This window comes from Glaciecola sp. KUL10 (assembly GCF_003203515.1).
GTDB lineage: Bacteria > Pseudomonadota > Gammaproteobacteria > Enterobacterales > Alteromonadaceae > Glaciecola.
In genome coordinates this window covers 616,279-635,305 of record NZ_BGNG01000001.1, presented here as the reverse complement: position 1 = coordinate 635,305, position 19,027 = coordinate 616,279, and the positions used below count along the sequence as shown (strand labels likewise).

Genomic DNA, 19,027 nt, shown 5'->3' with positions numbered 1-19,027 from the left:
CACTAATTACCATCAGTGCTGTTTAGTGAGCGAGACTGGCTATACTGGCTAGATAGTAACCTTATGATCCTATCAGCTGCGTCCAACCTCATTTCTTGCAGTACTAATTCAAGCTCTCTAGACTTTGCCAACACTTCATCTGGATCGTCCTGATATTCGCGAGCTACAGTAACATTCGAATAAATGGGAGCTTTACCATCAAAGCTAACAACATAGTCAACTGAATACATCAGTTCATATTCCGCAACTTGTCCAGTTGAGAAGATTGATAGCAACCTACGTTCAAGTTGCTCAGGTTGAAGGGAAATTAACACAGCGTTCTTCATATCCGCTTGATTCAAGTCTTTACTTTCAACTATGTTGCTCTGTAATTGATATACTGGAAGTCTCGTATCGAGCGCCCTTTGCAATGGGGCGTAAATGTAGTCAGCGGTGATATAAACATCCTTCACATTACTTGGCAGCGCTTGCGACCCACGAAGTTTGAAACCGCAAGATTGAAGGATAGTGATTGAACAGGCCAGTACCAAACAAATCAATATCTTTTGCTTATTTGTTTGGTACATATTGTGTGTGTTACGCAAAAATTGGCTCATTAATTCGCCACTATATTTACCAGTTTACCTGGAACGTAGATTACTTTGCGAATCGTTTTCTCTGATATGAACTGCTGCACATTATCATGCTCTTGCGCTAGTTGTTCAATTTCGTTTTTACCAATATCAGCCGCAACTGTTAGCTTAGCTCTAACCTTGCCATTAACCTGAACAATAATAAGCTTTTCATCTTCAATTAAAGCTGCCTTATCTACTTTAGGCCACGCAGCAGTTTGTAAAGACTCTTTTTCACCTAGGGCCTGCCACAAGCTTTCGCAAATATGCGGCGTTATTGGGTTCAGCATTTTTATCATCGCAACAATGCCTTCGCGTAGCACTGCTAAATCGATATCGTCGTTAACTTCTGCTTTTTGCAAGCTATTTAAAAGTTCCATCACTCTTGCTACAGCTGTATTAAAAGTCTGTCTACGAGAAAGGTCATCTGTGACTTTTTCTATGGCCTGATGAATATCTCGGCGCAGCGCCTTTTGTTGCTTGTTAAGTAATGAAACCTCAACATTTACAAGCTTTCCTTGACTGGACTTGATGAATTCTTGAGCCAAACGCCAGAATCGACGCAAGAAGCGGTTCGCTCCCTCCACCCCTGATTCTGTCCACTCGAGCGTTTGTTCAGGTGGCGCGGCAAACATGGTAAACAATCTAATCGTATCAGCACCATACAAATCAATAACTGTTTGTGGGTCAATGCCATTATTTTTTGATTTGGACATTTTTATCATGCCCGCATGAGTCACTTTTTCACCATTAGATTTGAGGTGAGCACCAACAACACGCCCTTTCTCATCTTTTTCTACTTCAACATCTGCTGGGTTATGCCAAATTTCTTTGCCGTTTTCTGCCTTTGTAAAATAAGCATCTGCTAGCACCATTCCTTGGCATAGTAAACGTTTGAAAGGCTCATCACTTGCGACTAAATCTTCATCACGCAACAATTTATGGAAAAAGCGCGAATATAGTAAATGCAAAATCGCATGTTCTATTCCTCCAATATATTGATCAACAGGTAACCAATAGTTTGCTTCTTTGGGGTCTAACATTGCATTGTCAGGTGAAGATGCATAGCGAGCGTAGTACCAGGATGACTCCATGAAAGTATCGAAAGTGTCAGTTTCTCTTAGTACGGGTTTACCATTGTGAGTTGTTTTAGCCCATTCTGGATCTGCTTTGATTGGAGAGGTGACTCCGTCCATGACTACATCTTCAGGCAAAACTACAGGCAAATCGCTTGCATTAACTGCATGAGAGTTGCCAGCTTCATCATTTACAACTGGGATTGGCGCGCCCCAATACCTTTGTCTTGAAACACCCCAATCACGCAATCGATAATTAACACTCTTAGTGCCTTGCCCTAATGATTCAAGCTTGTTGGCGATGGCTTCAAATCCATCTTCAAACGAAAGGCCACTAAACTCGCCTGAGTTGATTAAGTTGTGCTTTTCACAATAGGCAGCCTTGCTTAAATCGAATTCGCTTTCGTCTTCGCGTTTTGGTGAAACGACTTGGATGATAGGTAAGTCGTATTTAGTTGCAAACTCCCAGTCCCTTTGATCATGCGCTGGAACTGACATGACGGCACCGGAGCCGTAACCCATTAGTACGAAGTTTGCTATCCATATTGGCATCTTTTCGCCAGTAAGTGGGTGGATGGCAAAAAAGCCTGTATCTACCCCTTTCTTTTCCATCGTTGCTAATTCAGCTTCAGCAGTTTTGGTATTCTTATTTTCTTCAATAAAAACAGCAACACTTTGATTGTTTTGAGCGGCAGCCAGCGCTATTGGATGCTGTGCAGCAACTGCCAAGTAGGTCGAACCGTATAGTGTATCTGGTCTAGTGGTATACACTTCGAGCGAATCAAGGCCGGCGATAGAGGTATGCAAGTTAAACGTTATGTCAACACCCTCAGAGCGCCCGATCCAATTTTTCTGAGCTGTTTTCACTTGCGACGGCCAATCGTCTAGTTTATCTAAGTCATCTAAAAGTTGGTCGGCATAATCGGTTATTTTAATAAACCACTGAGGAATTTCTTTTTGTTCGACAAGTGCACCAGAACGCCATCCGCGTCCATCGATTACCTGCTCATTTGCAAGCACTGTTTGATCGATTGGATCCCAATTGACCGTAGCGTTTTTCTTATATACCAACCCTTTATCAAACAAACGGGTAAAGAACCACTGCTCCCAACGATAGTAATCTTGTTTGCATGTTGCTAGCTCGCGACTCCAATCATAACCAAAACCAAGAGAATTGAGCTGTGTCTTCATGTACTCAATATTTTGATAAGTCCATTTCGCGGGTGCCGTTTTATTGTCAATCGCGGCGTTTTCTGCAGGTAAACCAAATGCATCCCAACCCATGGGTTGAAGTACATTTTTTCCTTGCATACGCTGAAAGCGACTCACAACATCACCAATTGTATAGTTGCGAACGTGACCCATATGAAGTCGGCCAGAAGGATAGGGGAACATGCACAGACAGTAGAATTTTTCTTTGCTGTCATCTTGCGTTGCTGTAAATACTTGTGATTCTTCCCAAAGTGATTGAGCGTTTTGTTCAACTATTTTTGGATCGTATTGAATTTCATTAACGTCAGTGTGCGCCATTTAGCTTTTATTCTCTTTTCTGGCCTGTTTCTTTTAACAAACAGTAATTTTAATCTAATAGCCTTATAGAATACATCGCTTGGCCTATATTGAACAATAGTCAAGCGCAATTAAACAGTAAAAGATACGCAGAGTATCGAGTGCTAGATACTGGATATACATGATTTGCCTGAAAAGCGAACAGTTGCCGCTAATTCTTGAGGATAAACACCTAGCCATAGTACGCTTGTTTGACGTAAGATTTGAAAAAAACAATAAGCTGTTGATACATGCCTCATAAAATCATACCTAAGCCAAAACAATGCAAGACCAAACAACGTTGCCAATTAAGCACGATTGACCTAACCGCTAATATTTCATCTGAAATGCTAGTTGAAGCAGATGAATTTGTTTCAAATGATGGCGCATTGATTGGTCAAGAACGCGCAAAAAAAGCGCTGAATTTTGGCCTGGGAATTGAGGCTAAAGGTTATAATTTGTATGTAATGGGCGAACAAGCAACCGGTCGTTTTACACTTGTTCAGGACTATATCAATAAAATAGCTAAAACCAAGGTATCACCAGACGATTATTGCTACTTAAATAACTTTGACGATGAACGACAACCAGTTGCACTTAAGTTAGCAAGTGGACATAGCACTTCTTTTGTGAAAGACGTCGAAAACTTGCTAGACGAAATTCTTGATACTTTTCCTGCTGTTTTCGAAAACCCTAGCTTTCAGCGTAAGAAAGCCGCCTTAGTGCGGGCAAATGAACAAAGGTATGATTTGGCGATTGATGAAGTTGAAAGCTATGCGCTTGAACGTGATATTTCGCTCATAGAAGAGAATGGGAGTATCAGTTTCTCACCGATTATCGATGGTGAACCCATTAGCGATAAAGAGTTCGCCAGTTTTGATGAGGCAAAAAGACAGTCGTATTATCAATTAATAGACAACTTAGAAACACGTTTGAATGAAGCCTTAATTGAAGTGCCTATGTGGCAACGAGAAACAGCAGAAAAAATACGCAATTTGAAGAAGAGTTCAGCTGAGCAAGCTATCAAACCTCTGGTTAAGCAATTAGAGCACAAATATAGAGACGATATTGCCGTTTTACAGTACTTGAAACAAATGAATACTCATTTAATTGATACTGTTATCGAGTTGATGGGTGACGAACCAAGCAAAGATGAAAAGGCTGACGAATACGATAAAAAAAGTGTCTTGACCGAAACATACGTTCCCAATGTTTTAATTAAAAATATCCCGCAAAATGGCGCGCCAATCGTTTACGAAGCGAACCCTAATCATCAAAATTTGTTTGGTAAAATAGAATACACAAGTGTTCAAGGGAGTGTTTATACCAATTATAGAATGATTGTTTCTGGCGCTCTGCATAGGGCAAACGGAGGTTATCTTTTACTCGATGCCGACAAATTATTGGAGCAACCCTACGTTTGGGAGTCTTTGAAACTTGCTTTAAAATCTAAGCAGCTAAAAATGGAGTTACCCCAACAAGAAGTGGGGATGTCAAATTCAATTACACAAACGCCACAATCTATACCTCTAAAGGTTAAGGTCGTGTTGATGGGTTCGAGAGAACTTTATTATGCATTGCAAGACTATGATGAAGAGTTCAAAGAGTTGGTAAGAGTTCTTGTGGACTTTGACACTGAAATTGACTTCAATCAGGCCAACGTTAATTCATTTGTTGCAGCGGCAAAAAAGCACAGCATTCAAATTGGTCTGGAATCGATCACACAATCCGCGTTGAAACGACTAGTAGAATATAGTTTTAGATTGGCAGAGCACCAAAGTAAACTATCAGCGAGAGTCGCTGATGTAATTGAGCTGATCAATGAGGCTCACTATTTTGCCTCGCAATCATTTTCTAACCTGCTTGATACTCAACACATTGAAGCGGCTCTTGAGGCGAAACGCAATAGAACAGGGCGCGCTAGCGAATCTTTGGTTCAAGAAATCAGCGAAGGGCATGTGTTAATTGATACAGATGAATTTGCAGTTGGTAAAGTTAACGGACTGACCGTTTTAGAGGTGGGTGATACCGCATTTGGAACGCCAGCTAGGATTACCTCAACAGTCTACGCCGGAGCATCGGGCGTGGTAGATATCGAGCGTGAGGTTGAGTTAGGTCAGTCTATTCATTCAAAAGGTGTCATGCTACTAACAGGCTATTTAGGAAATAAATACGCACAGAGTTTTCCTTTGACGGTGAGCGCGAATATTGCACTTGAGCAGTCGTACGGATACATTGACGGCGATAGCGCTTCATTAGGAGAGCTCATTGCCTTGATATCTGCATTAACAGATATTCCTGTCGATCAAGGGATAGCGATCACTGGGTCGATAAATCAATATGGTGAGGTTCAAGCTGTAGGCGGTGTTAACGAAAAAATAGAAGGCTTTTTCAGTCTTTGTTACTTAAGAGGACTCAACGGTAATCAGGGCGTAATTATTCCGCGTTCTAATAAACTGAATCTTGTTCTTGATAAAACTATAATTGACGCAGTAGCCAAAGGCGATTTTAATATCTTTGCAGTGTCTAATGTAGATGAGGCTATTGAAATTTTAATGAAACAAGAAGCGGGAGAGCTTAGTAGTAGAGGACGCTACCCTAAACGCTCCGTGCATTACCACGCTGTCAACCGTTTATACAATATCGCGAATATTGTAAACGGTTCGGACGAAGAGTGATTTACTTAGGCGGCATCCGTAATGCGCCGTCTAATCGAATTGTTTCTCCATTTAGATAAGCATTGTCAAGCATGTGAAGGACTAGTTTTCCAAACTCTTCTGGTAGACCCAAACGTTTCGGAAACTGAACGTTGTGAACAAGGGCATCTTGCACCTTGTCAGGCATCGCTAGAAGCATTGGTGTGCCCATTACACCAGGCGCAATTGTATTTACGCGAATCCCTAAAGGCGCTAAGTCTCGAGCCATTGGTAAACACAGCCCTATGATGCCACCTTTACTTGCCGCGTACGCAGTTTGGCCAATTTGGCCTTCATAACCTGCTACTGAAGCCGTATTTATTAGTAAGCCTCTCTCTTTTGCTTCACCAAAAGGTTCGTTCTTTGTCATCGCTTGCGCGAGTATACGGCAGACATTAAATGTACCCACTAGATTAATGTCGATAACTTGCTTAAAACTGTCTAACGGCGCGGCGTTTCCGTCTCTATCGAGTATTCGTTTAGCGGGCGCAACGCCTGCGCAGTTTACGCCTAAACGTATGACAATACCGTCATCAATTATCGCTTGCACCGCACTTTCAACGCTTGCATCGCTGGTTACATTTACTTTTGTAAAGCTTGCATTTTCTCGACCAAGAACATCAACGGCGTTCTGTCCGGCCTCTTCATTTAAATCGAACAAAGTTACATGGTAACCAGCTTGAACTAATTGGGTTGCTGTCGCAAAACCGAGGCCTGAACCGCCGCCAGTAACGATTGAGGTGATGCGTTGAGTCATAATTATCCTTACTTCTTTGGAATAGTGATTTTCTTTTCGTCACTGGTACGATAGATGACAAGAATATGACCAATTGCTTGAACTTTAAGCGATTTGGTTTCACCTACAATTGCATCCATGATCATTTCTTTTTCTTCACGATCATCGGTAGGCACCTTTACTTTAATGAGTTCGTGAAAGCTCAACGCATTCTCAATTTCTGCTAAGACGCCTTCAGTTAAGCCGTTTCCGCCAAGTTGGACTACAGGTTTAAGGGAGTGTGCAAGGCCCTTTAAATATTGCTTTTGTTTATTTGATAAATTCATTTGATATGTTTTGTAACGATTAGTTTGTGGTTTACACCTTGAAAACGAGTATTCTACTCTATATATCTATAACTTGCACAATCTCAAAACAAGGCAGTTAACTTTGCTTTGCAATAAAGAGCGTGTAAATTGATATTTTTATTGAACAAAGTTTTCAAATTCGCCGTAGCAATCAAGTATTGAACTTAAAAGTAAAAAACTTAGGTTTGAGGCGAGGTAAAATAGCAATAATAGGTACATTAACTCGTTAATGTGCTACCTTTTATAAAAGCGCTTTATTTTAAACAGAGGTGAGTAGCGTTGAGCGACATGGCAAAGAATCTCATATTATGGCTCGTCATTGCAATTGTATTAATGATGGTCTTTCAAAACATATCCGGAGGCGATACTCAGCGTACTGCGATGCCTTACTCGGTGTTCTTGCAACAAGTCGATAGAGGCGATATCCGAAAGGCAACTATCGATGACTCAAAAAACGAAATTCGTGGAGAACGTCGAAACGGCGAAACGTTTGTTACCTACATTCCATATTTAGATATGAAGCTTATGGACGAGTTACTAGAAGGTAATAAAGTCGCAATAGTCGAGGGTAAACCAGCTGAGTCGCAATCTTTACTCGCTTCTATTTTCATTTCTTGGTTCCCAATGTTGTTGTTGATTGGTGTGTGGATATTCTTCATGCGTCAGATGCAAGGTGGCGGCGGAAAGGGTGCAATGTCATTTGGTAAAAGCAAAGCGCGTCTTTTGGGTGAAGACCAGATTAAAACAACGTTTGCTGACGTTGCTGGTTGTGATGAGGCCAAAGAAGACGTGACTGAGCTTGTCGATTTTCTTCGTGATCCCAGCAAGTTTCAAAAGCTTGGCGGCAAGATTCCTAAAGGCGTGCTAATGGTAGGGCCACCAGGAACGGGTAAAACGCTTCTTGCAAAGGCGATAGCAGGTGAAGCCAAAGTGCCATTCTTTACAATCTCAGGATCTGATTTTGTTGAAATGTTTGTTGGGGTAGGCGCATCGCGTGTAAGAGATATGTTTGACCAAGCTAAAAAGTCATCTCCGTGCATCATTTTTATAGATGAAATTGATGCGGTAGGAAGACAGCGTGGTGCAGGTTTAGGTGGCGGTCATGACGAACGAGAGCAAACGCTTAACCAAATGCTTGTTGAAATGGATGGTTTTGAAGGGCACGAAGGTATTATTGTCATTGCAGCAACTAACCGCCCTGATGTATTAGACCCAGCTCTACTTCGTCCAGGACGTTTCGATAGACAGGTAACGGTTGGTTTACCTGATATTAGAGGCAGAGAGCAGATCCTTAAGGTGCACATGCGTAAGGTACCATTAGGTGACAACGTTGAAGCTTCAGTCATTGCACGAGGAACACCTGGGTTTTCTGGCGCTGATTTGGCCAACTTAGTTAATGAAGCCGCGTTGTTTGCTGCTAGAACAAATAAACGCCATGTCGGTATGGACGAATTTGACAAAGCAAAAGACAAAATAATGATGGGCTCAGAGCGCAAGTCAATGGTGATGTCTGAAGAAGAGAAAACCATGACTGCTTATCATGAAGCGGGACACGCAATTGTCGGTCGACTCGTGCCAGAACATGACCCCGTATATAAAGTTTCAATTATTCCTCGCGGTCGAGCCTTGGGTGTAACGATGTATTTACCGGAACAGGACCGGGTTAGTTACACTAAACAGCACCTAGAAAGTATGATTTCTAGCTTATATGGTGGTCGTCTAGCCGAACAAATTATCTACGGCGATGATATGGTCACCACAGGTGCATCTAATGATATAGAGCGCGCAACAGATATTGCTAAGAAGATGGTCACGCAGTGGGGATTGTCTCCGAAAATGGGACCTCAACTTTATGCAGAAGAAGAAGGGGAAGTTTTCTTAGGGCGTTCGATGAGCAAAGCGAGTCATATGTCTGAGGATACGTCTAAAGCAATTGATGAGGAAATAAAACTGTTTTTGGATAGAAATTACCAGCGCGCAGAAAAAATCCTTAACGATAACATAGATATATTGCACTCTATGAAAGACGCATTAATGAAGTATGAGACAATTGATGCGAAGCAAATTGACGATCTAATGGAAAGGCGAGAAGTTCGTCCTCCTGCAGATTGGGTTCGCGATGGCAAGGTGGACTCTGATAATCCTTCTGGTGGTGCATCTATCAATGTCGGATCAGAAGAGAAGAAATCAGACCCCGATGCGGATACATCTGACGCGACTCATTAATATCGGTTCGATTTGATTAATATAAAACGCCGGCATTCAAGCCGGTGTTTTTATTTGTAGTAAATGAAAGTCATTTGATCTAGCTCAATAAAATTTATTTGCTATTATCGTAATATGTTCTACGGCGGAGTGTAAATTATTAGTAGGCTACCCAATCGTATGATGGTCTTTAGAGACACAAAAGTAGTATTCGATACTCCCAAAGTAATGGGTATATTAAATGTTACTCCTGACTCATTCTCGGATGGGGGACAATACACCAAGATAGATGACGTGCTTTTTAAAGCAGAGTCAATGATTACCTCTGGTGCAACCTTTATTGATATTGGTGGTGAGTCAACACGCCCAGGTGCAAAGTCAGTCTCAGTTAATGAGGAATTAGATCGTGTTGTTCCAGCCATTGAGGCAATACACGGTAAGCTGGAAACGCTCATATCAATCGATACGAGTAAGCCTGAAGTTATGCAGGCAGCCGTTGATGCGGGTGCATCATTGATTAATGATGTTAGGGCTTTAAGTTTGCCAAACGCACTTGAAGTTGCATCTAACTTAGCGAAAACTCATAATGTCCCAACGTGTCTAATGCACATGAAAGGTACACCTCAAACTATGCAGAATGAGGCTATTTACAGTGACATTTTGTCGGAAGTTACAGATTTTTTTGAGAGTAAAATAAAGCGTTGTACCAATGCTGGTTTCACCTACAAACAACTACTTCTAGACCCCGGTTTTGGGTTTGGGAAGACAATTGAGCACAACTATCAGCTTTTGAAACACCTTGCTGAATTTTCACAATTTGATATGCCTATTATTTCGGGGACCTCTCGAAAATCGATGATTGGTAATCTATTGAACAAACCTATCGATCAACGATTAACTGGAAGTATCGCAACCGCAACCCTTGCCGCGATGTCTGGAGCGAGTATAATCCGCGTACACGACGTAGAAGAGACCATGGACGTGGTCAAAATAGTCGCTAAAACACTTTCAGTCGACTAAAAATTATACTAAAGGAAGCTTTATGACTCACCGAGAATATTTCGGCACTGATGGTATCCGCGGCAGAGTGGGTGCCAGCGAAATCAATCCTGAATTTGTAACAAGGCTTGGCTACGCTGCGGGTAAAGTTCTTGCAGGACAGGGAACAAACAAAGTACTCATTGGAAAAGATACTCGTATTTCTGGCTATATGCTTGAATCTGCTCTAGAAGCTGGGCTCTCAGCAGCTGGCATCAATATCGGTCTACTCGGTCCCATGCCAACTCCCGCTATTGCTTATCTAACCAAAACTTTTCGTTCTGAAGCGGGTATCGTAATTAGCGCATCTCACAATCCATATTATGATAATGGGATAAAGTTTTTTTCGTCTACTGGGCACAAGCTTGACGACAGTATCGAGCTTGCAATCGAAGCTCAAATGAAACTGCCAATGACGTGTGTAGAGTCAGACAAGCTTGGCAAAGCAATGAGAATTAATGATGCTGCAGGGCGTTATATTGAATATTGCAAAGGTACCTTTCCATCTGACCTCTCACTGAAAGGTCTAAAAATTGTGGTTGATTGTGCGCATGGTGCGACGTATCACATTGCACCTAATGTGCTAAGCGAACTAGGAGCAGAGGTGATTGAAATTGGCACCAAACCCGATGGTTTAAATATTAACCATCAGGTCGGAGCGACTTCAATGCGAGCAACCGTGCAAGCTGTGAAAGAGCACGACGCCGATCTTGGTTTTGCCTTAGACGGAGATGGCGATCGAATTATGATGGTTGACGAGCGCGGTAAAGTGATCGACGGTGATCAAATTATTTTTATTATCGCTAGAGACGCGCTAAAGGCAGGTGAACTTCAAGGTGGTGTTGTAGGCACAAAGATGAGTAATCTAGGGATGCAAAAAGCACTCGAACAGTTGAGTATCCCTTTTTTACGCTCCGATGTGGGTGACCGATATGTAATGGAATTGTTATTACAAAATAAGTGGCACATTGGTGGTGAAAACTCGGGTCATGTCTTAAATCTTCGTTACTCGTCAACGGGAGATGGTATTGTTGCTGGTCTTCAAGTGATCGCAGCAATGTTAAGGTCACAACTGAGCCTGAGCGCATTAAGTGCTGGGTTTGATAAGTATCCTCAAACGTTAATTAACGTAAAATACAATGCAACCAAGCTTTCGCCACTCGATGACAATAGTGTTAAGTCAACAGTCGAACTCGCTGAATCAACAATGGGTGATTCTGGGCGAGTTTTATTGAGAAAAAGTGGAACCGAACCCTTGATTAGAGTCATGGTAGAAGCCATAGATAAGGATATGAGTCAGTCATGGGCTGAAAAAATCGCGGATGCGGTTAAAAATCAAGCATAAAACACTAACTTATCTCAGTTTGAGCGCTTAAGCGCTTGTATATTACTTGTCGGTTGGTTAATATCACCGCCGCTTATAGCGAGGCAGGGGAGCTTTGTAGGATGGAATGTAGCAGAACACCTTTAGTAGCTGGAAATTGGAAAATGAATGGCGACTTGCAACTTGTTGATAGCTTTGTTAACGAGTTAAAAATTGACTCTGGCGTTGACATAGTTATTTGCCCACCGGCTTGCTTCATAGCAAAGTTTGAAAATGCTCAATTTAGTATCGGTGCTCAAAATGCCAGCCAGTTTGATAAAGGCGCATATACCGGTGAGCAGTCTTTCGATATGCTAAAGTCGCTAGGAGTGACTCATGTTGTATTAGGGCACTCAGAAAGAAGAGAGCAACATGGCGAAACAAATGATGTTGTAGCGCTAAAAACTAAAGCCTGTTTAGACGCAGGTATGACACCTATATTGTGCATAGGTGAGTCGCTTGAAACCAGACAGTCGGGTGACTTGTTTGCTTTTCTTAAAGGGCAGATAGATGCTGTTTTAGAGGCTTGTGGAACACAAGCAATGCCTACTCTAGTAATCGCATATGAGCCGATTTGGGCAATTGGAACAGGAGTAACAGCTTCTCCTGAGCAAGCGCAAGAGGTTCATGCGTTCATAAGAAGTGAACTGAGTCAGCTAGATGCTGAAAAAGCATCGAAAACCAGAATTTTATACGGTGGCAGTATGAATGCAAAAAATGCATCAGAGCTACTTGCCCAAAATGATATAGATGGCGGCCTTATAGGCGGAGCCAGTCTTAAAATTGAAGATTTTACAACAATCTGCAACGCAGCAGGTTAGTGAGGGAAGAATGTTATACGAAGTACTGTTAGTGGCATATTTAATTGTAGCCTTAATTTTGATTGGTTTCGTACTTATCCAACAAGGCAAAGGTGCTGATATGGGTGCATCTTTTGGCGCTGGAGGTTCAAACACAGTATTTGGCTCCTCAGGCTCTGGTAATTTTATGACAAGAACAACAGCGATCTTAGCGACTTTTTTCTTTGTTATAAGCTTGTTGTTAGGCAGCATGACTGCAAATCGCGTCGAAAAAGTAGATGAGTTTGAGAATATTCAGGTTCCGACTACTAATGATTCTGTTCCTAGCGTCCCTGCATCGAACGATGTTCCAGCGATTGGAAATGAAGCACCGACAAGCGATACACCTAACTAGCGTTTTTTTACAAGTTTATGCGGAAGTGGTGGAATTGGTAGACACGCCATCTTGAGGGGGTGGTGAGCTATGCTCGTGCGGGTTCAAGTCCCGCTTTCCGCACCAATTAAAAGGACCACTAGATGTGGTCCTTTTTTCTGAACTATCATAAACAGATTAAAAAACGCAGTGTTTGGCGTAATCAGTAGCCTCGTTCGCAGTCCAATCTCCCTTCGCCTTCTCATCCATATCTTTACACCATTCTTCACTTCCAATTTCCGGAGAGCATGCAGAAATAGCAATTAGGGTAAAAAAGATAAAGGCTATTTTTTTCATATGTTTCATTGTTTTATACTCATTTTAATAGATTGCTAACCTGACTAGCTTATACCAAGCGCTTCATTCTTTCATATGATTATTTAATGTTTACCTTCAATAGGCTATCATTAATCAGTTTGGGAAGATCCCCGTATCAGAAGTAAAAGTAAAACATGACAAAAGACGAAGAACTTTTAATTGCACTGCGCAAAATAATCAGATCGATAGATATGCGTTCACGAGAGCTAAATAAACAAGTTGGCCTAACTGGACCTCAGTTACTTATTCTACAAAAGGTCGGAAAGCAGCCTGGTGTTATGGTTCGCGAGATAGCTGAAGACATTACTCTTAGTGCAGCAACCGTCACCAGTATTCTTGATCGTATGGAATCACGGGATTTAGTGCAAAGAATTCGCAGTACTGAAGATAAGCGCAGAGTCGGAGTTTTCTTGACAGACCATGGTATGACATCGCTAGCTTCTGCACCTTTGCCTTTGCAAGAGCATTTTCGGAAGAGCTTCTCGGACTTAGCTGAATGGGAGCAAAGTCAAATGGTGGCAACGCTGCAAAGACTTGCAAGTATGATGGGAGCCGAGAACATGGATGCTGCACCCGTTTTAGAAGTCGGAAGTATTGTAGATAAATAATAAATAGTGATGGTGCTAAAAACAGAAGTGCAATCGCGTATTATTTCTCTATTACTCCGTGATTCTGGTATGTGTTGCAGTTAAACATTAATTTTCTATGCCTTTCTAAGTTGCGCTTTATTCGTTGAACGGCACTTTCTAGGGCTTCTTCTTCACTGCTAGCACTTATATCCGCCTTCAAGACCTCTCCCGTTTGCAACGCTATTTCAATTGAACAGTTTATACGCTGTGAGTTAAATGAATCTTTTGTCGTAGATAAAGCGAGGTTAACACTATCAAACATTTGTCCAAACCTACTTAACGCGAGCTTCAATTTATTTTCTATTTCCACTCTTTTTTGAGGCGACAACGCTTGTATGGCTTTAGTGATGTATACGTTCACTCAACTGATCCCTCAATAAAATTCTTACCTATTCAAAACATTATCAATTAAAAGTGAACAATAATATTCGTTTAAAAGTATAAAGAATCATCGAAAAATATGAATGACAAGCTGTAAGGAAATAAACACAGATGTCAGAAAACCTTAATTATAAGCACTTACACTACTTTTGGGTCGTGGCAAGCGAAGGGAGCATAGCGAAAGCTGCTGAAAAGCTCTTTATCACTCCTCAAACAATTAGTGGTCAACTAAGCATGCTTGAAGAACGAATTGGTCAGCCTTTGTTTGACAGGGTGGGGCGCCGCCTTAGACTAACTGAGACTGGACGGTTGGTGCTTAGATATGCAGATGAAATTTTTGAGCTTGGTAAAGAGCTAAGTGATGTGCTGAGAGGCGCACCCGTTGTTGGCGCTTCGGAATTTATTGTAAGTGCTGCAAGTGCACTTCCCAAAACTATTGTTTACAAAATTTTGGAGCCTGCTTTACTGGTCGCACAAGATGTTAACTTAGTTTGCAAAGAGGGGCCGGTTGAAGCCATCTTAGCTGAGTTAGCCATCCATGAAGTCGACATGGTACTTACTGATACACCATTAAGCAGTGTGTTTAGTGTACGAGCGTTCAACCACTATTTAGGTCAGTCCGGCATATCATTTTTTGCAGCGAAGAGCCTCAAGGATAAAATGGCGGGTGGCTTCCCAGATTGTCTTCATCAGGCACCAATGCTTTTACCGACCAAGCAATATGCAATTAGACAGCTTTTTGATAAATGGTCTCATGACAATAATATTTTTCCTATTATTAGAGGGCAATATGATGACAGTGCGCTGATGAAGTCATTCGGTGAGCAAGGCTTTGGTGTGTTTTTTATGCCGACTATAATCGAAAAAGAGGTTTCTCACGCATATAACGTTGAGGTCATTGGTCGTTTGAGCGACATCAAGCAAAAGTTTTATGCGATATCAGCTGAGCGAAAAGTAACTCATCCGGCGGTTGCGGCCGTATGCAACTCTGCTAGAGACGTTATTTTCAAATAGTGATGGTCGGATGGTATAAACACCGCTATATTGCTGAAAAAAAACCGTCATCGCGTTAAGCAATGAGATGGCGGTGATGTAAAGTCCAACCTACGCCAACGCTCGAACAAGCCACAAGTCTAAAATTCAAATCTGATTTGGTGCTTTAATACTCAAAACTCCTTATTTGTTGAAAATAAACCATTTATTTGTGTTGCTTACATTGGTATTAACTGAATTTCATCGCTATACTATGCGCGCATTTAAAAGCATAAAATATATACAATTAAAGGATAGAGTGTGACTCCTATTACAAAAACATTTCAGTATGGTCAGCATACTGTCACCCTAGAGACTGGTGTAATTGCCAGACAAGCCACTGCTGCTGTTATGGCAAGCATGGACGATACAACTGTTTTAGTCACGGTTGTAGGTAAGAAAGAAGCTAAGCCAGATCAAAGTTTCTTCCCGTTGACTGTTAACTACCAAGAAAAAGCATACGCTGCTGGTAAAATTCCAGGTAGCTTTTTCAAACGAGAAGGGCGCCCGAGTGAAGGCGAGACACTAATTGCTCGTTTGATCGACAGACCAATCCGTCCATTGTTCCCAGACGGTTTCAAAAACGAAATCCAAGTCGTAATCACTGTAGTATCTGCTAACCCAGAAATTCCTACTGATGTTATCTCGATGATCGGTACATCAGCTGCTTTATCAATTTCTGGTATTCCGTTTAACGGACCCATTGGTGCTGCACGCGTTGGATATAAAGACAACGAATACATTTTAAATACACGCACTTCTGAGCAAGAAACAAGCGAGTTAGATCTTGTTGTTGCAGGCACACAAAGCGCAGTATTGATGGTTGAATCTGAAGCTAATATCCTTTCAGAAGAAGTGATGCTTGGCGCAGTTGTGTTTGGACACGAACAATCACAAGTCGTTGTTAACGCAGTTGCAGAATTTGCGGCTGAAGTTGGTACCGAAGCTTGGGATTGGACTCCTCCAGCTCAAAATACTGAATTAAAAGCAAAATTTCTGCTCTTGCACTTGAAGACATGTTAGCTGCGTATCAAATCGCTGATAAGATGGAAAGAAAAGACGCAGTAAATGCCGTTAACGAAAAAGCGATGGCTGCTTTGCTAGAAAGCGATCCAGAAGTGGATGCTGAAGAAGCTCACGGTTTCCTTCATGACCTAGAAAGCGAAGCGGTACGTTCTCGTATTCTTGCGGGTGAAAAACGCATTGATGGTCGCGATCCAGAAACAATACGTGCACTTCACGTAGGCACGGGTATATTACCAAGAACCCATGGTTCTGCATTGTTTACACGTGGTGAGACGCAAGCGATTGTTGCTGCGACCCTTGGTACGGAGCGTGATGCTCAGATGATTGACGAGCTTGGTGGCACGAGTAACAGCCGCTTCATGCTTCACTATAACTTCCCTCCATACTGCGTTGGTGAAACGGGTATGATTGGTTCACCAAAACGTCGCGAAATCGGCCATGGTAAACTTGCTAAGCGTGGTATCCAAGCAGTTATGCCTTCTGCTGAAGAATTCCCGTACGTCGTGCGTGTTGTTTCTGAAATCACAGAATCAAACGGTTCATCTTCAATGGCGTCAGTATGTGGTACTTCATTAGCATTGATGGATGCAGGTGTGCCAATTAAAGCATCTGTTGCGGGTATTGCGATGGGTCTTGTTAAGAGTGATGAAAACTTTGTTGTCTTGTCTGATATCTTAGGCGACGAAGACCACCTTGGTGACATGGACTTTAAAGTAGCAGGTACAACTAACGGTATCACTGCTTTACAAATGGATATCAAGATCGAAGGTATCACGCAAGAAATCATGCAAATTGCGCTTAAGCAAGCAAAAGAAGCGCGTTTACACATTCTAGGCGTAATGGACCAAGCGATTGGTGGACACCGTGAAGAGATGTCTGAATATGCTCCGCGTATTTATACATTGAAAGTTGACCAAGATAAGATTCGTGACGTTATCGGTAAAGGCGGGGCGATGATCCGTTCTATTACTGAAGCTTCAGACACTAATATCGAAATCGAAGACGACGGTACTATCAAAATATTCGCTACTGAAAAAGCTAAAGCTGATATTGCGATTGATAAGATTAAGCAAGTGACTGCTGAAATTGAAGTCGGTACCGTATACAACGGTAAAGTAATGCGTATTGTTGATTTCGGTGCTTTTGTTGAAGTATTACCTGGCAAAGAAGGCTTGGTGCACATTTCTCAAATCGCACATGAGCGTGTTAATAAGGTCACTGATTATCTTAGCGAAGGCCAAATGGTTGACGTAAAGGTAATGGAAATTGATCGTCAGAACCGTGTTCGTCTTAGCATGAAAGAATTAATTGAAAAGCCAGCTGCCGAAGAAGGTAACGCTGAGTAGGTAATGCAGGTTATTGCCTAACTTATGGTGTTGATTCATCTCATAAAATAGAAAAAGGAGCTTCGGCTCCTTTTTTAATTTGAATTAGATATTTTGGGCATATTTTTTTGAACATCCTTGTAATTTCGTTTAACGACCTTACACCTATTAAATAAATTATAAGTGACAATAATCATCATTATATTAGGACAACAATGAACGACACATTCTCAAACCAAGAAGTAGAGGCCCAAGCGGCTGTTTTTCGCAAATTAATCAATCATCTCGATGCACATAAAGAAGTTCAAAATATAGAACTTATGTTACTGGCTGACTTTTGCCGTAACTGCTTATCAAAATGGTATTTAGCGGAAGCTAAAGCGCGTGATTTAGATATTAATGATGAGCAAGCTAGAGAATTTGTGTACAAAATGCCATATAGTCAATGGAAGGCAGATTTCCAATTGCCAGCAACTGAAGAACAAATGGCGGCTTTTAATGCAAAACAAGCCGCAAAGAAAAATAATTAGTAGTTTTGGTCTTTTGTTTGCATTGAGAGTAAACTGAGTTGGTAATCCTATTTTAAGGACAATAGTTTGAAAAAAAATGCCTTGTTAAGTATATGTTTATTAGCTGCAATCACCGTGCTTGGTGGTTGTGCTTCGATGAACTCTCAACCCTTAGGTATGGGAAGTTTACTCTTAGCTGAGCCAGAACCCATTAACGCTCGCTCACAAATGGCTATCGCGCGTTACAACCATATATTGAATCAAGCTCCGTTAAAAAATGAAGAGCGAGCTGAGCTCCTATTTCAGCGTGGCATGCTCTATGACAGCGTTGGCTTGGCGGGATTGGCTCGTTATGATTACTCACAAGCGCTAGAACTTAAACCTGATATGGCTGAGGCTTATAACTCAATTGGAATTCACCACATTCAACAAATGGATTTTAATCAGGCCTATGAAGCTTTCGACTCTACTTTAGATATTAACCCTGAATATGATTTTGCGATACTTAATCGTGGTATTGCCCTTTACTATGGCGGACGACCTGAACTAGCAGTTAGTGACATCGATGCATTTTACCAAATCGATAGAAACGACCCTTATCGTGTTTTATGGGCTTACATAGTTAATATGAAGGTTTCAAAAGAAGTAGCTCAAGATCAATTAGTTCAAGCTCTTAAGGAACTAAATAATGAACAATGGGCAACAAAGATTGTCGAATTTTACCTTGGTAAAGCTACGGAAGCAGATGTGATTGCACGCTTGCTAGAAGACGTTAAAAGTCAAAAGCAACTAAATGATCGTCTTTGTGAAGCGTACTTTTATCTGGGAAAGTTTAATAGCTTAAACGGGAACAAGGTTAAAGCTTCGAACTATTTCAAACTTGCATTGAGCACCAATGTCTACGAATACGTCGAACATCGTTATGCGCGTCTCGAATTATCTCGTTTAAGAACACAAGATATAAACTAGTCAAGC

At 41.5% G+C, this 19,027-nt stretch carries 16 protein-coding genes, 1 tRNA gene and 1 pseudogene; 12 read left to right on the top strand and 6 right to left on the bottom strand.

Annotated elements, in window-relative coordinates; translation table 11 throughout:
• Positions 1 to 2: 2 nt before the first annotated feature.
• Positions 3 to 596, bottom strand: coding sequence for an LPS assembly lipoprotein LptE (gene lptE / locus KUL10_RS02845; RefSeq protein ID WP_110427369.1), 594 nt, complete (start codon positions 594 to 596; stop codon positions 3 to 5).
• Entirely contained in the window at positions 596 to 3,217 is a 2,622-nt protein-coding gene (leuS, locus tag KUL10_RS02840) for a leucine--tRNA ligase (RefSeq protein WP_110427368.1), read from the bottom strand. Before leuS ends, lptE begins: the two co-directional genes overlap by 1 nt.
• A gap of 365 nt (positions 3,218 to 3,582) precedes the next feature.
• Between leuS and KUL10_RS02835 the strand changes: the two genes are divergently transcribed.
• The gene (locus KUL10_RS02835; protein WP_110427601.1) at positions 3,583 to 5,913 is read left to right on the top strand and encodes an AAA family ATPase; all 2,331 of its coding nucleotides are present in this window, start codon (positions 3,583 to 3,585) and stop codon (positions 5,911 to 5,913) included.
• A gap of 1 nt (position 5,914) precedes the next feature.
• On the opposite strand, the gene KUL10_RS02830 is transcribed toward KUL10_RS02835, so the two are convergent.
• On the bottom strand, positions 5,915 to 6,688 hold the full coding sequence (locus KUL10_RS02830) for an SDR family NAD(P)-dependent oxidoreductase (RefSeq protein WP_110427367.1): 774 nt from the start codon (positions 6,686 to 6,688) through the stop codon (positions 5,915 to 5,917).
• Positions 6,689 to 6,696: 8 nt separating this feature from the next.
• On the bottom strand, positions 6,697 to 6,993 hold the full coding sequence (gene yhbY / locus KUL10_RS02825; RefSeq protein ID WP_110427366.1) for a ribosome assembly RNA-binding protein YhbY: 297 nt from the start codon (positions 6,991 to 6,993) through the stop codon (positions 6,697 to 6,699).
• Between the two features lie 300 nt (positions 6,994 to 7,293).
• On the opposite strand from yhbY, the gene ftsH reads away from it, so the two are divergent.
• The 6 genes from ftsH (at position 7,294) to KUL10_RS02795 (ending at position 12,919) form a co-directional block, all read left to right on the top strand.
• Positions 7,294 to 9,240, top strand: coding sequence for an ATP-dependent zinc metalloprotease FtsH (gene ftsH / locus KUL10_RS02820; RefSeq protein ID WP_110427365.1), 1,947 nt, complete (start codon positions 7,294 to 7,296; stop codon positions 9,238 to 9,240).
• Between the two features lie 162 nt (positions 9,241 to 9,402).
• Complete coding sequence (folP, locus tag KUL10_RS02815) at positions 9,403 to 10,239, top strand: dihydropteroate synthase (RefSeq protein WP_110427600.1); 837 nt, start codon at positions 9,403 to 9,405, stop codon at positions 10,237 to 10,239.
• Between the two features lie 22 nt (positions 10,240 to 10,261).
• Positions 10,262 to 11,602 (top strand): phosphoglucosamine mutase, encoded by a 1,341-nt coding sequence (glmM, locus tag KUL10_RS02810; RefSeq protein ID WP_110427364.1) that lies wholly within the window; start codon positions 10,262 to 10,264, stop codon positions 11,600 to 11,602.
• A gap of 101 nt (positions 11,603 to 11,703) precedes the next feature.
• Positions 11,704 to 12,441 (top strand): triose-phosphate isomerase, encoded by a 738-nt coding sequence (tpiA, locus tag KUL10_RS02805; protein WP_110427363.1) that lies wholly within the window; start codon positions 11,704 to 11,706, stop codon positions 12,439 to 12,441.
• A gap of 10 nt (positions 12,442 to 12,451) precedes the next feature.
• A complete protein-coding gene (secG, locus tag KUL10_RS02800; RefSeq protein ID WP_110427362.1) occupies positions 12,452 to 12,814 on the top strand; it encodes a preprotein translocase subunit SecG in 363 nt (120 codons plus the stop codon).
• Between the two features lie 19 nt (positions 12,815 to 12,833).
• Positions 12,834 to 12,919: transfer RNA gene (locus KUL10_RS02795), tRNA-Leu, on the top strand.
• 51 nt (positions 12,920 to 12,970) lie between these two features.
• Here KUL10_RS02795 and KUL10_RS02790 read toward each other — a convergent pair.
• On the bottom strand, positions 12,971 to 13,138 hold the full coding sequence (locus KUL10_RS02790; RefSeq protein WP_233499674.1) for a DUF3012 domain-containing protein: 168 nt from the start codon (positions 13,136 to 13,138) through the stop codon (positions 12,971 to 12,973).
• Between the two features lie 146 nt (positions 13,139 to 13,284).
• On the opposite strand from KUL10_RS02790, the gene KUL10_RS02785 reads away from it, so the two are divergent.
• On the top strand, positions 13,285 to 13,758 hold the full coding sequence (locus KUL10_RS02785) for a MarR family winged helix-turn-helix transcriptional regulator (protein WP_110427361.1): 474 nt from the start codon (positions 13,285 to 13,287) through the stop codon (positions 13,756 to 13,758).
• Between the two features lie 40 nt (positions 13,759 to 13,798).
• Here the strand turns inward: KUL10_RS02785 and KUL10_RS02780 are convergent, their stop codons facing one another.
• The gene (locus KUL10_RS02780; protein WP_110427360.1) at positions 13,799 to 14,140 is read right to left on the bottom strand and encodes an HPF/RaiA family ribosome-associated protein; all 342 of its coding nucleotides are present in this window, start codon (positions 14,138 to 14,140) and stop codon (positions 13,799 to 13,801) included.
• Positions 14,141 to 14,271: 131 nt separating this feature from the next.
• On the opposite strand from KUL10_RS02780, the gene nhaR reads away from it, so the two are divergent.
• The 4 genes and pseudogenes from nhaR (at position 14,272) to nlpI (ending at position 19,021) form a co-directional block, all read left to right on the top strand.
• Positions 14,272 to 15,174 carry a transcriptional activator NhaR gene (gene nhaR / locus KUL10_RS02775; protein WP_110427359.1) on the top strand — a complete coding sequence of 301 codons (903 nt, stop codon included), beginning with the start codon at positions 14,272 to 14,274 and terminating at the stop codon, positions 15,172 to 15,174.
• Positions 15,175 to 15,453: 279 nt separating this feature from the next.
• Positions 15,454 to 17,564 (top strand): annotated as a pseudogene (gene pnp, locus KUL10_RS02770) (polyribonucleotide nucleotidyltransferase).
• A gap of 194 nt (positions 17,565 to 17,758) precedes the next feature.
• Positions 17,759 to 18,073 carry a DUF1244 domain-containing protein gene (locus KUL10_RS02765; RefSeq protein ID WP_110427358.1) on the top strand — a complete coding sequence of 105 codons (315 nt, stop codon included), beginning with the start codon at positions 17,759 to 17,761 and terminating at the stop codon, positions 18,071 to 18,073.
• A 135-nt stretch (positions 18,074 to 18,208) separates the two neighbouring features.
• On the top strand, positions 18,209 to 19,021 hold the full coding sequence (nlpI, locus tag KUL10_RS02760) for a lipoprotein NlpI (RefSeq protein WP_373415170.1): 813 nt from the start codon (positions 18,209 to 18,211) through the stop codon (positions 19,019 to 19,021).
• Positions 19,022 to 19,027 lie beyond the last annotated feature (6 nt).

Excerpts from the sequence above, each read along its gene's own strand:
- leuS (WP_110427368.1), bottom strand. The coding sequence starts at position 3,217 with ATGGCGCACACTGACGTTAATGAAATTCAATACGATCCAAAAATAGTT.
- nlpI (WP_373415170.1), top strand. The coding sequence starts at position 18,209 with ATGAACTCTCAACCCTTAGGTATGGGAAGTTTACTCTTAGCTGAGCCA.
- nhaR (WP_110427359.1), top strand. The coding sequence starts at position 14,272 with ATGTCAGAAAACCTTAATTATAAGCACTTACACTACTTTTGGGTCGTG.
- glmM (WP_110427364.1), top strand. The coding sequence starts at position 10,262 with ATGACTCACCGAGAATATTTCGGCACTGATGGTATCCGCGGCAGAGTG.
- KUL10_RS02785 (WP_110427361.1), top strand. The coding sequence starts at position 13,285 with ATGACAAAAGACGAAGAACTTTTAATTGCACTGCGCAAAATAATCAGA.
- yhbY (WP_110427366.1), bottom strand. The coding sequence starts at position 6,993 with ATGAATTTATCAAATAAACAAAAGCAATATTTAAAGGGCCTTGCACAC.
- KUL10_RS02790 (WP_233499674.1), bottom strand. The coding sequence starts at position 13,138 with ATGAAACATATGAAAAAAATAGCCTTTATCTTTTTTACCCTAATTGCT.
- tpiA (WP_110427363.1), top strand. The coding sequence starts at position 11,704 with ATGGAATGTAGCAGAACACCTTTAGTAGCTGGAAATTGGAAAATGAAT.
- lptE (WP_110427369.1), bottom strand. The coding sequence starts at position 596 with ATGAGCCAATTTTTGCGTAACACACACAATATGTACCAAACAAATAAG.
- KUL10_RS02765 (WP_110427358.1), top strand. The coding sequence starts at position 17,759 with ATGAACGACACATTCTCAAACCAAGAAGTAGAGGCCCAAGCGGCTGTT.
- folP (WP_110427600.1), top strand. The coding sequence starts at position 9,403 with ATGGTCTTTAGAGACACAAAAGTAGTATTCGATACTCCCAAAGTAATG.
- KUL10_RS02835 (WP_110427601.1), top strand. The coding sequence starts at position 3,583 with ATGCTAGTTGAAGCAGATGAATTTGTTTCAAATGATGGCGCATTGATT.
- KUL10_RS02830 (WP_110427367.1), bottom strand. The coding sequence starts at position 6,688 with ATGACTCAACGCATCACCTCAATCGTTACTGGCGGCGGTTCAGGCCTC.
- secG (WP_110427362.1), top strand. The coding sequence starts at position 12,452 with ATGTTATACGAAGTACTGTTAGTGGCATATTTAATTGTAGCCTTAATT.